This is a genomic window from Saprospiraceae bacterium, assembly GCA_016713025.1.
Lineage (GTDB): Bacteria > Bacteroidota > Bacteroidia > Chitinophagales > Saprospiraceae > OLB9.
Genome location: JADJPZ010000004.1, coordinates 3,454,278 through 3,468,284, shown reverse-complemented (window position 1 = coordinate 3,468,284; position 14,007 = coordinate 3,454,278). Strand labels below are relative to the sequence as shown.

Here is a 14,007-nt window from a genome sequence, read left to right as displayed (position 1 = left end):
TCCGATGGTTTTTGTCACGGATCAATATTACGAATCCGTAAGCATTAAAAAAAAAGACCGCACTCTATTAAAATGCGGTCTTTACAAGAGGTCGGGAGCGGATTCGAACCGCTGTACGAGGTTTTGCAGACCTCTGCCTAGCCGCTCGGCCACCCGACCTTGATATGCGGGTGCAAAGTTAAGACTATTTTTTGTGAAACAAAAATTTTTTGGATGTGGATTTAGCGGATAATAATTTTTTACGACATAGACACCAAAAATCAGGAAGGAAAAATTGATGCAGTATTTGAATTCAAAATTTTTCATGGTAATTGATGAGACAATACCTGACATATTTAATATTTCCTTATTCCAGCCGGAGATTGGATTAATTCTCAATTTGTCCTCTCATTCCAATGTATGTTCCACGCGGTATCATAGAAATATTGGCTTAAGAGTTTGAGCATTGTTAGAATTTAATATTCGTAAATTGTATTTTTGCACCTCACCATCTTTGTTGTGTCAGATGATACATATCCGGACATTTACCTTCAACCCGTTTTACGAAAATACATATGTCGTCTATGATGAGACGAAGGAGTGTATCATCATAGATCCCGGATGCAGTAGCGCCACTGAAAATCAGGAATTGTCTTCGTTTATAGCGGATCAAAATTTAAAGCCTGTGCATCTCATCAATACACATTGCCATATTGATCATATTTTGGGCAATAAATATATCAGTAATCGATATCAATTAAAGCTGACTGCACATAAGAAGGAGTCTCAGGTGCTTGATTTTGGTATACAAACGGCTATGATGTATCAGATACCTTATGATCCATCACCTGCTATTGAAATTTTTATAGATGAAGGGGATAAAATAAAATTTGGGAATTCAGAGTTGGAAGTTTTGTTTACACCGGGGCATTCGCCAGCCAGCATTTCTTTGCTGAATAGGGAATCAAAAATTCTTATCGCAGGAGATGTATTATTTCAAGGAAGTATTGGTAGAACTGATCTTCCGGGTGGTAATTTTGAGACGCTCACCCGTGTGATACGATCCAAATATTTTACACTTCCGGACGAGATGGTAGTTTATCCCGGGCATGGAGACGCTACTACAGTGGGTATTGAGAAGAGAACCAATCCGTTTTTTACTGACTAATGAGCCAATATTTTGAGTTGAATTAGCAGGGAGTATTTCACTTAAAAATGAAATCCTGCCATCAGGGTGATAAATCCGAATTTTGTATCAGGTTTTTTGTAAAAAGCATTCAATATGCCATATTGGTATTCTATATCAACATCAAAACTCCCTAAAGTGAGGCCTACTCCTGTAGTGGCTCCGAGAAATGAATCATTGACATCTTTACCTCTATAACCATCTACATTTAATCCTTCCGATGTGGTGTCCATGATAAAATTTACTGAACCCAGAATTTTAGATCTTAAAACTATTCTTTCAGAAAAATTGATAATATTAAAACCTAAGCCTCCACGACCCATCAGAATCTGCCAGTCATTTTTGAAAAAATCAGCTTTTTTAGTAGAGATTAGACTTGTCTGATGATATTGACCACCGATGATAAAGTACATACCACCTTCAAGAATTCTTGCATCCGCGCCGACCATCCAGCCATAATGCGCCTCGCCTGATCTGGTAACATTATTATCTTTTGAAAACCCTGAAGTTAATCCGGTTTGTATGACTAAACCCTGAGTTTGAGTATGTGCTGTTTCGATAAGGAGAATACTTAAACAAATGAATAATATATACTTCATATATTGATATAATTTTTATTTTATATAACAGTTTTGATAAATCGAAAATTGAATTTTACTAATTTGGTATTTACATGTTGTCTACTCTAACTTTGGTTTGTAAAATTTTATTGCACATTCAGTTATTTTCAAGTCAGCTTGCCAGGCTTCAACATGATTTCGCAATATTCTACAAATTTTGTTATATTTATCCAAAAACCATGCTAAAGTACAGTGTAACATTAATATTTATTACTTTTGTCGCTAAACAATTAAAATAATGTGGCCTGATCTTTCATATTTCTTCCATGACGTGATAGGAACAGACGTCGACAACTGGACATCTATATTCAAAACATTTGGCGTGATGCTTGTCATGGCTTTGGCTGCCTGTGGTGTGTTATTAAAATATGAACTTCAGCAAAAAGAGAAAGCAGGGCTCATCCTACCTATAAAAATCACGACCATTGAAACAGAAAAGATGTCCGTAATGGATATTTTCATCAATAGCATTTTTTCTTTAATTATAGGTGCTAAACTCCCTTTGATGGTGTCTCAATTTAAAGATATCAAAGGTGATCCTGCTTCCTTTCTCTTCTCCAAACAGGGTACCTGGTGGGTAGGACTTTTAGCTGCTGCGGCCACTGCAATATATTATATTTGGAAAAATCAAAAAGCTGATCCAAATCCCAAAACCAGAGAGTTTCTCCAATATCCTTCCACCAAAACCAACGATATCATCATCATAGCGGGGCTTTCGGGAGTACTCGGCAGCAAATTATTTTCTATTACGGAAGACTTGTCGGGTTTCTTTAAGGATCCACTTGGTTCATTGTTTTCCGGTGCCGGGCTCAATGTGTATGGTGGTCTGATTCTGGCATTTGCGGTGGTCTACTGGTACGTCAAAAAGATAGGTATCAAACCTATATACATGATGGATATATCAGGTATGGGTATTTTGTTGGGTTATGCTGTAGGACGTATCGGTTGCCAGCTTTCCGGAGATGGGGACTGGGGTATCGAGGCTGCTGCCATACCCGATTGGTGGTTTCTTCCTGATTGGCTTTGGTCTTACAACTATCCAACCAATGTCAATAATGACGGAGTATTACTTTCTCAGTGTGATCCGGAAGCATTTAGAGCGGCAAGAATTTCCGGTCTTTCTTCTGAGGATAGCTGTCTGAAATCCTGTGGTATGAGATATTGTTTTGAGCTGAAGCCTGGTGTCTATCCCACTCCAATCTATGAAACACTTTTTGGACTGGTGGCATGTGCACTCTTATGGTTCAATAAGCACAGATTTAAAATCCCAGGTACAATATTTTTTATATACATGATTCTCAATGGAATAGAGAGGTTTTTTGTGGAGTTCATCAGGGTAAATGAAAGATATGACCTTTTCGGTTTGAACTGGTCACAAGCTCAGTATATTTCTATACTATTTGTTATTATTGGTATTGGGGGATTGTATTATCTGTACAGCAGCAAAAAGATTAAATATTAGCCCTGATATCAGATGCTATTTTTTCCATCTCGACGCGTTCGAATGTAAGTTTTGGCTGACTGAAATTCATTTCTGATACATTATTCATAGGTATAAGATGTATGTGTGCATGTGGTACTTCCAAACCAATTACCGAAACACCTACTTTAATACAAGGAATAGTTTTTTTTATGGCATGTGCCACCTTCTTTGAAAATAATATCATTTCGGCCAGAAGTTCATCTTCAATATCAAAAATATAATCTATTTCCTTTTTGGGTATAACTAAAGTGTGACCTTTTACCAGTGGGAATACATCGAGAAAAGCCAGAAAATTGTCATCTTCATATATCTTGTGACACGGGATTTCCCCTACCACGATACGAGAAAAAATGGAAGCCATATCAAAGACTGATTTCTACGATTTCAAAATTCACTATTCCAGCAGGCGTTTGTATCTGTGCAATATCTCCTACAGCCTTGCCCAGAAGTCCCTGCCCTATCGGGCTGCTAACAGATATTTTTTTCTCCTTGAGATTAGCTTCTGCCTCTGCTACCAGTTTGTACGTCACTTCTGCTCCATTGTTTTTGTTTTTAATGGTCACATTAGTCAGAATAGTAACTTTAGAAGTATCCAATGTACTCTCGTCAAGTATCCTTGCAGTGGCAAATGCTTTTTCAAGCTCATTGATTTTCATTTCGAGCATTCCCTGCGCATTTTTTGCAGCATCGTATTCTGCATTCTCCGATAAATCTCCTTTTTCTCGGGCTTCAGCGATAGCCTTAGCGGCGCCATCTCTTCCTTTTGTTTTTAAATCTTCCAGTTCGGACTTTAATTTTTCATATCCGTCCTGAGTCATATATGATACTGACATACAATGTTTTTTATGCTATTATTAAAATAAAAAACAAACGTTTTCAAGATCACTTCATTGAAAACGTTTGTTTTAAAAATATCACGTAAAGAATAATAACGATGATAACGTTAAAAAAGTTTCAAGTGGTTAAATTATTTTTTTTTCTAAGGTCTAAATATGTTCTACTCTTGAAGGTTACATAGCAAAATTAGTTTATTTTAATCCACTCTGATGGAATAAAAGCTCACTTTCAGTTTGAGTTTGTCAATATCTTAGAGTATGTTTAAAATTTTTCTTAGTTGTAAATCAATAGATTATGGTTATGGCGATAAAATAATCAACGCATTTAGTGAACTAAATAGGGTCTGCTGAAAAAGTAGCATCACTCAATTTTCATAATGCTATTGGTGTGATTAATTGTTCAAAAAACAAGCGATAGTGAAAGGAATGTCAAAAGTGCGTCTATTGCCAATGATAAATATTTGATGTAAAGGACAGATAATCAAGGCAATAGAAAAAGCATTTTGACATGAGAGAGAACGTTGCTTCGCAATCGCCTTTTTTTGAACTAGCGTTTTTTTTTACTTTTTTTCTGGGTAAGCATTCCAAAGGAATATGTGAGAGCAAAAGATGCAAAAAAGTGACTGCCGTCCGCATAGGACAATGTTAAATCAAAGTGCTAAGGTTTTACTCACAATAAATCAAAAAGCCTTGCACTTGTGTAAAATTATAATTGAATAAAATATTGAAATTCAGCAACATATAATATATTCAGCAAACTCTAAATAAGGCGGTTATTTTGAAGTCAGATTCATAATATGTTGATTTTAAGGCAATAAAAATTTAAACATACTCTTATATTCTTGTGCTAACAACAATCTGTATCATCAGAATGAAAAACGAAGAGTCAGATTATGGCTCCCTTTAAAAGGATTGGTGGTTCTGTATGCATAATCTATTCCAAAATTATTTGGTCCACCTTTAGTAAGTGAACTCTCAATAGACGCACCTGCTGAAAATCCGGAATAAATATTTCTTGACTCAATAGTAGCACTACCTAAATCATGCTTATATGCAGCTCTGAATACTACAAGGTCCTGAATGCTGAACTCCATTCCAGCTCCTATCTGATCTTTGGAAAATGCATTGGATGTAAAATTGACCATACTTCTCAGAAAATTCTTTTCCCCGAAATACACATCATATGAAACACCCATATTCAGCATGGAAGGTAACTCAAAGCTTGCAGCTCGGGCATCGTACGTCAGTTCATAAACTACACCACCTGCAGGATCAATATTTGAATTTTTGACAGATAATCCTTCTCCACCGAACTGCATAGGTGATCCGACATTACGCAACGATATACCCAATTTAAAATTATCTTTTGGTCCTGAGACATACTGTACACCAGCATCAATAGCAATACCTGTTGCAGTCACATCCTGTATACCCTCGTTTACTAATCGAGCTAACATGCCTACTGAAATTTTATTGGCATAGGTATAGCTATAGCCTAAAGCAATCTGTACAAAACTTGGAGAAAGGAAACCACCGGTACCACCGGGTTGATTGACTGTTGTCACAGGTATCTGACCAAAATCAAGCGAAACTAATTCTATACCCAAGGCACCGGCTTTGCCCATCTTGAACCCAAGCGCCCCACTGATAAGATTCATGCCTGATCCACTGAAAAGTCTGCTATGGGATACCCCGATTTCTATATTTCTGATTCTGCTTAATCCAGCTATGTTTATTCTCATAGCCTCTACACCCACAGCTGAGGATGTACTCATGGAATGTAATCCTGCACTTCTTCCCCACGGATTCATGAGCAATTCTGCTGCACCAGCCTGACCTTGCCGATCCGGATTACCGGCCACAGCATTTCCTATCACTAATAACATGAGTGAAAATATGGCGCTTATTCTATGTAGCATGGTTTTTATTTTGTTGTTTTCCTTAAAATATTATAAGAGTATGTTTAAATTTTCTCACTTTCGCTCAAACATAAAAGTTTATTACATACTCTAAGCTTATAAACCACTTGGATCAAATTTTCTTCCTATACCAAACCACTTAATGGTCCGTTCTTCTCCGTACTCAGGAGCCACAATATGTATAAGATATACTCCACTCGCTACAGGCACATCTTTAAAGTTTTTCATATCCCACTCCAGATCCGGAAATACCTGTGTTGTAGAAGTAGGTCTGTTGGATCCTGACAGAATAGCTCCTCTTTCATCCCGATTGTATTGTCTGATGAAACTTCCATCTATACTGTAGATAGTCACCGTTGCTTTTGCAGGCAGATTAGTGATCTTAATGACATTGGTAAACTGTGAAGTCTCATAAGCGCTGTAAGCATAATAAGGGTTCGGCACCACATTTACAGTAGATAGGGCCCCTTGATATTCTTCCTGAGTGAGCAATGACTTGGACTCCTTCCCTCTAAACTCAAACTCATACACTGGTCGGTCAGCGTCGGTTTCACAATTTCTTTCCAGTTCGATATTGAATTTGCGGGATTCACCATATGGATTGCCAACTCTGAGTTTTACAATGAGGTCATTAGGGATCAAACCTTTATCAATGGTAGTCATAGGCGCACTCGCTATACCTATGGGAAATGAAACCCAGGTGACAGCAGGCCCGGCTTTAGCTTTTGTAAGTGTTCCTGAACCCTTCTTTAATTTGGATTCAAGAGATTTGCACCCGTCATACTCTTGTCTTGTCACATATATGTAATGCTGACCACCCATCACCGCTGCTCTGAAGTCCTGTACATTGTCGGCTATGATCTGTGCAGATGGATTGAATATCAAATCCCCGCCAATAGGCTTTTGACCATCAAGTATATTGGAGTTGGCTCCTGAAAATACACTGTTCTCTCCAAAGAAAATATTCAATCTCTTACCCGTCTCTACATCTATGGCGTATCCCGGGAAATAACTGAATCCGAATGTACCGTCATTGAGTGCTTTACCAGTCTGATCGATCGATGGTGTCCTTCGTACTTCAAAATTCCTGGTATTATCGATAGTGGGCAAATTATTTGTTATATAATCATTGGTAGCTGTTTCTACTACTATACATTTGCTCCACTTAGTGACATCCTTGGTAAAAACGATGTCCACATTGTTGAGGTCACGATACCTGATAGAATTATTGGTGGCATTGGTCATCACAGCCTGAAAATCACGCGCTGCCGGGCTGAGATAAAATGTCAGGTCAGGATCGGACTCAAATCTGGTGGATAAGAACGGTACAAAAAATCCATTACCCATTTTTGATAGTGCAGCGGCAGGATCCTGGTTGAATCCATTACGCACAAAATCAAGGAATGGAAGTGAGACATTGCCCTGAGCATTTGACTGAATGATACCTCCATCTCTGATCGCATTGAACCAACGCGGACCTGCGGCATCTTTGTACACTAATGTAGCACCAACACCACCATTTGTTCCTGTACGGGTATTGCCGGGATCGTCTCCGTTGCCCACGGTGACAGATATACCGAGCTCATTGATGATATACTCTTTCACTTCTGACAACAATCTGTCTTTAAGCAGAACTCTGTTTTTTCCGACATCAGTCAAGGTCCACTTCGAATTATTATCATATCCGCAGATACTTCTTGAGTAATCAAAGGTACCACTTATTTCGAGCCGGTATTTTCCATCCTTTACCCTAAGAGGATCTATGACTTTGGCATCGATAGGTCCGGCACCATTTTTGTAAACAATCCTGCCTTTATGCTGATTGTTGAAAATAAGGTCATACATCGTGCTGTCAATATCCAGAAATTTGCCTGGATTTCCTTCTCCTGAAATTCTGGTCACAATAGGTCCTTCGCCGTATGCAGCGTTCAGATTTTCGTATACTATAGGTCTGGGTACCAGCGTATATGCTCTTTTTTCTGGTCCGCCTACATTACCTCGCCCTTCAAGGTACGGGCGTCTCTGGCCTTCTCCGGATTTATTATCAAAGGTTTTCCAATTATTATGAGCATATGCAAGTACCAGAAAATGGTATTGTTTATGGTTGACCAACTTCCTGTCTCCCAGAGCAAATTGGTCTTCAGTCACTCTGAACGTTGTTCTTAATCCTCTGTCTTCACCCGAAACTTGCTTGGATGGTGTCCAGACTGGTTGCCCGAAGATCGGGTCAATAGGGTTGGACTGTCCTGACCAATTGTATATCTCTTTTACCCCATTTTTTATATCCACCTGCGCTACGATCCTTGATTTCGAGACATCATTGAGTTCCTGAGCTGTGACACTTGCGTTGGCAAGCTGGAATACTTTATAGCCTTCAAACTTGTATTTGTTGTCTACATCTCTGGGTGCCTGCAAATCTATTTCATTGTAAGACTCATTGAAATTATTAGAATTAGGCTCATTGGATAGCATGAGGATCAGCTCTCTGTCCAATTCTACCGCCGTGATATCGGGTGCGTCGGGTCCGTCAGTGATATCAAAACAATTGTCAAATAAGGCTTGTGCTATGTCGTCAGCAAACTTGAGTCTCGTTATATCAGGACAAGGATAGTCTATATCCGGAACATATACTACCCCTATGATCAGCTCATTGGTGGCTCCCGGCTGTAGTAACAGTGGTCCTGTAGCCTGCATAGTCCTTCTGTCCCCAAATGCTAAGCCGGGCACTGTACACATAGACCAGCCTCTGTTATTATTTGGATCATCAGGATAGGCAAACCTGACTGTGTCTCTGCTGCCGGGATTATATCCTGTACCTCCGAATGTTACCGGTGTTCCATCAGCCCAAAGTCCTCTGATATAATTGTAAAAACCATTCTCGCGTCCTCTCTGGGGATCACATGTAGCTGTCGGTGGTGAACCTATGCCACAGTTTTCTGCATAAGTAAATGATGTCATACCCAACTCTACAAGTGTATCCTGCTCGCCGGTGAATGGTTTGGGTTCCTGCAGGATTTTATTTCCATTTGCATCGCGTAAGGGTTTGCCGTCTGATCCTTTCTTAAAAACTTTTGGTCCAAGCGGTCCCCTGAAATAGTCCATGCCAAGTATAGGAATTTCTGTACCATAAGTATTGGTGCCTTCGCAAGCTGTGCCGTTACTTCCATCTACTGCATCCTGATTATATACGTAGGCCAGTGACCGGGATACATCACATCCTATGAGATCATCCTGATAGCAACCCAAATCCGGGTCAATCCACATGGAAAAATAACAATCGACGAGATCTTCATTGGCTTTATTGATCAGCTTATATCTGTAGAAAGTCATATCATTGATCTCATCATTGGTGGAGTATGCAAATGACTGTACCTGCACTTCCATTTGGATGGACTGTGGACCTGACAAAGATTGTGGTCCTCCATTGTCATTATAGATCCAGAATACCATTTCGTCAGGTATGAGTTCTTTGGCTTCTGAGATATTGTCAGGTTCGCACCCTCTGATGTCAATCAATGGAAAATCACCCTTGCAAGGGTCATAAACACCATCCTGATCATCATCCCAGTAAGCTCCTAATGGTTGGTCCGGAAGATTAAAGGTAAATTTATCACGCCAGTATGGGTTTCCCTGTCCCGGCCAATAAAGCACATCTTCAGGTACTGAATCACAAACAATTTTTGTACCTGTTTCTTTTGCTTTTAAAATATTATTGTAATGATTTCTGACACTATTTCCTTTCACTGTAAAAAACCTGTCCCAATTCTGACACTGAACCTGCTCTGTAGTCCCGTTGATGTCCAGTGGTCCTGCAAAAAAGTCATACCCCAAAGATCGGTACGTGACACCAGAAAGCTTAATATTGCCGGCACGATCTACTCCACCTATCCACACACCACCTGCATAAAGTGCAGATACAGGCAATTGACCAGGTGCGGGTTTGGGTACGATGTACTGAGCTTCAGACCATATATCTCCTCCAGTCAGTAAGCGGGCTCTGACGTTATTTACCTGCATTTCTATCTGCTTGGTAGGTCTGACACAAGCTGCTCTCCAGTTTGTAACTTCTGAAGTATTTTTATTAGCGTCGATATTATCCGGTTTTCTGGCATCCATATGATGCTGAATACCTCCAAAAAGCATTAAAACTATTAAAAATCTTAAAATCATGATTTTCTGTTTTTAATCTTAAAAATCCATTATTACACCAACATATGTCCTGCGCGGCAAAGTAAAATTACCTGGTGCCAACATCCTCCAGGAATAAGCATCTAAAAAAGCCTGCACATCTCTGCCAGTATCTTCCACTCCTTTGATTCTGTCTTGTCCAAAGCTGGATTGCAGGAACCCATCATTGTCTGGATCATTTGAATATTTGTACAGGTTTACCACATTTCTGATATCAAATACATTTTGCACCCTTAAGTAAGCATTAAAGTATAGCTTTTTATTGTTTGTTTTTGAAATAGTGACAGGAAAACGTTTTTGCAGATTCAGGTCTGCGGTAAAGTTCCATGGAAGTCTCGCTCCGTTGATCGATCCTGCAAAACCCGAGCCTCCAAACGACTGAGGGGTTGTATTGCGTGTATATGGCTGACCCGATACTAAAAACATCGTCAGGTTCATTCCGAAATCTTCAAGCAAGGCAACTTTTCCAATTTTCGGACCATTGTAGGCTTTTCCCGCACCATATCTGTAATCGGCCACTACAGTAAATCGGTGTCTTTCGTCAAATGAAAGCGGGATAAGGTTTCTTATTGGTCCCCGATTGTTGATCCCATTGGATGAGTTGGCGTCGCTCCCTGATCCGTCTGCAAACTGCAGTGTATAGGTTGCATTGATTTCGAGGTTGTTGGTACGTCGACGATCCAAAGAAAATGAAAATCCTTTGACAGTTCCAAAATCAAGATTATCAAATAGTTTGTACGAGTTTAAGGGTGAAGCGACATTTGCCAATACTCTTTGCTGAATAAGGTCTTTCATCTCTTTGTAGTAAGCAGAAAACTTCATCGCCATAGACTCTGACAATTTTTGCTGGAAGCCTACTTCATAGTCCACTGTTCTGATAGGTCTTAGATTAGGATTGTCCAATGCGGCACCATTTGGATTGGTCCTTGAGATATCTTCAAAAAAATAATAGTCCAATGCTGATGCAAATGAATTGGAAGTAGGTCGCTGGTACAAAACATCATAGTGTGCAAAAAAACCGGCATCATCGCTGATAGGAAATGAAAACGCAAGCCTCGGCATAAAATTTAACTGTGGTTTGTAATCTACAAACGATGTATTGGGGTCAAATTCAGTATCCTGAATATTGAGCACTCTGGAATTTTCAGTATTTTTTATTTTACCAACATAAGAAGGAAATACAAGCCCTCCCTGATAGATGACATTACCTCCGGAAACGGCAGTACCATTTGGCCTGAACCATTGATCTCCCTGCCTGAATGCTACCAAAGCATCTGATTCGTCAGAAGCAACATATACACTATAATCATCTCCCACCGAGGTAGGTTTCTCTTGACCAATTCTCGCATAATAATCCTTGGCAGACTCAATTTCATACAATGCATAAGGGTCTCTCAACACCTTTGTATTGGCATCAAAATAGTCTACCCTCATACCCAATCTGAAAATGATGTCTTTATAAGAAAACTTGTCCTGGATAAAAAACGCCCCATAAACAGGTTGCTGTGGTGCAACGACAAAAGATCGCTTACCTTCCGCATCTTTCAAACTGAAAAAGTCTTCAAATCTTACGTCTGTTCCGAGTTTATTGCCCAGATAATCGTATCCGCTATAATTGATCAATCCCTGCCTGTTGATCAGCTCGGATGCTGAAAACATATCCAATCTGAGCTGGCTCGGATCTATATCCCACACATTTACAAAATCGTTGTCACTCTTATTTATAAGTTGTCTGACGCTTTTATAAAATTTATTGTCCCCTTCAATATTTAGGTTGGTTTGATATATAGATACCCTGTCAAATCCCAGACCTGGTATATTTACTAATGTATCTCTTAGTCTTTTCATCGTATCTACACCATTGATATGTCCATTGGCTTGAATTTCAGCAAGGTTCCATAGATCAAAAGGTGCAAGTCCCCAATTTCTATTGATGCTTTGTTCATAAATCAGTCCTAACTGAATATTATGTCTTCCTTTGTCCGAACCACCTGGAAAGAGGTCAAATCCGGTGACAAGATTTAGGCTGTAAAGGTCATTTTCTGATTTACTAAATGAATTATACACCTGACCAACATTTGAGTACAGATTATTCCATGCGGTATTGATATTCTGGTTCAGAAGGCCGTTGACATTCACACCTGAAATAGCATTGTAGGAACCGAGTATAGGGTTTATGTCAGGATTAAGGGTGTATTCTCCGATTACTTCTCTGAAGCCAAGATGCCCGAAAATGCTGCCACGGGCTACTCTGGGGTCTGTTGGATCAAAAAACCCAAAAACAGGTTGCCAGGTTCTACCTGTTTTTCCAAAGTATCCGTAATCAAACAATTTATTTTCATGGCGTACATCTTCATTTCTGGCCTTTGATTTCTGATATCCAAGGGTGATAGTGTAAGAACCATTTCTGAAAACACCTGAAGCTTTGTCTGACCCTTCCCCGGTACTTTGTTTACCATACTTATGTGTCAGTCTGAAATTACCCCTGAATGTATTGGCATATTGATATGGGTTATTGACCCAATTGAGCAATGACCATCCGGTACCTGGAGTAAATCTGTCTTTGCTATCATTATAATTTCCCGAAAGCTGAATGTCGATATTATTGGCAATTCGTATATCCAATCTGCCGGTAAGGTCAATATCTCGGTCTGTTTCATTAGGTCTTGCTTTGAAAACAGGCCCTAACTCAGCTGTTCTCACCAATTCTAAAGATGGAAACTGAGTGCCTGATACTATATACCGGATTTTTTCAAGAGTTCTTATCAAATCTTCTGGTGCGCGTCTTACTCCCAAAGCGGATGGGTTATTGTCATCCACACTTCTATATTGTCCGGAAAACCTGTACCCCAATATAGATTGCTTTTTACTGTTTTTTAGTATAGGGCCTGCTATATTTCCACTCAATAAGCCATAACCATAACCATCCATTGATTTTTCCATCTCCAAAGTACCTGTCACTTTATTCGACGGTCCCCTTGATGTAAGTGAGATCACACCTCCTGTTACATCTCCGTATCTTGCTTCAATACCTCCGATGACCACCTGCAACTGCTCGATTTCTGACTGAGGTATGAGATTACCTGTCACTCTTACTCCGTCCAAAAAATACACTGTTTCATTGGACCGGGAACCTCTGACTGATATATCACCTCCATCTCTGGAAGAAATACCGGCAGATGTTGCAGCTATGGCATTTACTTGTTTTGTCGGGAGGGCTCTGATTTTTTCAGCGGTCACTGTTGTACCCTGCGTTGTATTATCTATTTCTATCAGTGGTATTTTGTATTCTTTGATCTCGATACCCAAATCAAGAATATTTGCATCATCAGTAAGTACAAAATTGACTCTGTTGGTACGTCCAGCTTTTATTATGATGCCAGTCTGCCTTTGCGTTGTATAGCCTACATAGCTTGCCTCCATATCATAAGTACCCGGTTGAACATCTGATAAGAAGTAGTTTCCATCAGCATCTGTTTCAGTACCAGTGATCAATACTCCACCCCTGTACAGAGCTATAGTTCCGTATATGATGGACTCATTATTTTTTGCATCTGTGACTTTTCCTTCTATGGTTGTCTGAGCTGCCATATTGCCAAAAAGGCAGAATAGACACCCAAGTATCACTATCAATCTTTTCATAAAGACCTTCTTTATGTTGTTATAAATAAAATGCAATATTAGACAATTTTTACAGCTTTATAAAAGCAAAAAGTGTTAAAAGTGAAAATATATCTTATTACCATTTTTTAATCATAATATTTTTAGATTCTGTCTAACTGTGCAATGGGCAATA

At 39.3% G+C, this 14,007-nt stretch carries 8 protein-coding genes and 1 tRNA gene; 2 read left to right on the top strand and 7 right to left on the bottom strand.

Features of this window, described 5'->3' with window-relative positions:
* Positions 1-88: 88 nt before the first annotated feature.
* Positions 89-159 (bottom strand) — tRNA-Cys (locus tag IPK35_21065).
* 346 nt (positions 160-505) lie between these two features.
* Between IPK35_21065 and IPK35_21060 the strand changes: the two genes are divergently transcribed.
* Positions 506-1,147: an MBL fold metallo-hydrolase gene (locus tag IPK35_21060; protein ID MBK8055691.1), complete on the top strand. Its 642-nt coding sequence runs from the start codon at positions 506-508 to the stop codon at positions 1,145-1,147.
* 41 nt (positions 1,148-1,188) lie between these two features.
* On the opposite strand, the gene IPK35_21055 is transcribed toward IPK35_21060, so the two are convergent.
* Positions 1,189-1,764 (bottom strand): hypothetical protein, encoded by a 576-nt coding sequence (locus IPK35_21055; protein MBK8055690.1) that lies wholly within the window; start codon positions 1,762-1,764, stop codon positions 1,189-1,191.
* Positions 1,765-2,023: 259 nt separating this feature from the next.
* Here IPK35_21055 and IPK35_21050 point away from each other — a divergent pair, with 259 nt between their 5' ends.
* Positions 2,024-3,247: a prolipoprotein diacylglyceryl transferase gene (locus tag IPK35_21050; GenBank protein MBK8055689.1), complete on the top strand. Its 1,224-nt coding sequence runs from the start codon at positions 2,024-2,026 to the stop codon at positions 3,245-3,247.
* Here the strand turns inward: IPK35_21050 and IPK35_21045 are convergent.
* The 5 genes from IPK35_21045 to IPK35_21025 all read right to left on the bottom strand — a co-directional run bounded on the left by IPK35_21045 (position 3,237) and on the right by IPK35_21025 (position 13,853).
* Positions 3,237-3,629 (bottom strand): HIT family protein, encoded by a 393-nt coding sequence (locus IPK35_21045; GenBank protein ID MBK8055688.1) that lies wholly within the window; start codon positions 3,627-3,629, stop codon positions 3,237-3,239. The two genes, IPK35_21050 and IPK35_21045, sit on opposite strands and share 11 nt — an antisense overlap.
* Before the next feature lies 1 nt (position 3,630).
* The gene (greA, locus tag IPK35_21040; GenBank protein ID MBK8055687.1) at positions 3,631-4,101 is read right to left on the bottom strand and encodes a transcription elongation factor GreA; all 471 of its coding nucleotides are present in this window, start codon (positions 4,099-4,101) and stop codon (positions 3,631-3,633) included.
* A gap of 869 nt (positions 4,102-4,970) precedes the next feature.
* Positions 4,971-6,023: a PorV/PorQ family protein gene (locus tag IPK35_21035; GenBank protein MBK8055686.1), complete on the bottom strand. Its 1,053-nt coding sequence runs from the start codon at positions 6,021-6,023 to the stop codon at positions 4,971-4,973.
* A gap of 96 nt (positions 6,024-6,119) precedes the next feature.
* Positions 6,120-10,193 (bottom strand): hypothetical protein, encoded by a 4,074-nt coding sequence (locus IPK35_21030; protein MBK8055685.1) that lies wholly within the window; start codon positions 10,191-10,193, stop codon positions 6,120-6,122.
* 18 nt (positions 10,194-10,211) lie between these two features.
* Positions 10,212-13,853 carry a carboxypeptidase regulatory-like domain-containing protein gene (locus IPK35_21025; GenBank protein ID MBK8055684.1) on the bottom strand — a complete coding sequence of 1,214 codons (3,642 nt, stop codon included), beginning with the start codon at positions 13,851-13,853 and terminating at the stop codon, positions 10,212-10,214.
* Positions 13,854-14,007 lie beyond the last annotated feature (154 nt).

Bases quoted from the DNA above. Each gene is read 5' to 3' on its own strand.
- IPK35_21060 (MBK8055691.1), top strand. From the start codon at position 506: ATGATACATATCCGGACATTTACCTTCAACCCGTTTTACGAAAATACA.
- IPK35_21055 (MBK8055690.1), bottom strand. From the start codon at position 1,764: ATGAAGTATATATTATTCATTTGTTTAAGTATTCTCCTTATCGAAACA.
- IPK35_21050 (MBK8055689.1), top strand. From the start codon at position 2,024: ATGTGGCCTGATCTTTCATATTTCTTCCATGACGTGATAGGAACAGAC.
- IPK35_21045 (MBK8055688.1), bottom strand. From the start codon at position 3,629: ATGGCTTCCATTTTTTCTCGTATCGTGGTAGGGGAAATCCCGTGTCAC.
- greA (MBK8055687.1), bottom strand. From the start codon at position 4,101: ATGTCAGTATCATATATGACTCAGGACGGATATGAAAAATTAAAGTCC.
- IPK35_21035 (MBK8055686.1), bottom strand. From the start codon at position 6,023: ATGCTACATAGAATAAGCGCCATATTTTCACTCATGTTATTAGTGATA.
- IPK35_21030 (MBK8055685.1), bottom strand. From the start codon at position 10,193: ATGATTTTAAGATTTTTAATAGTTTTAATGCTTTTTGGAGGTATTCAG.
- IPK35_21025 (MBK8055684.1), bottom strand. From the start codon at position 13,853: ATGAAAAGATTGATAGTGATACTTGGGTGTCTATTCTGCCTTTTTGGC.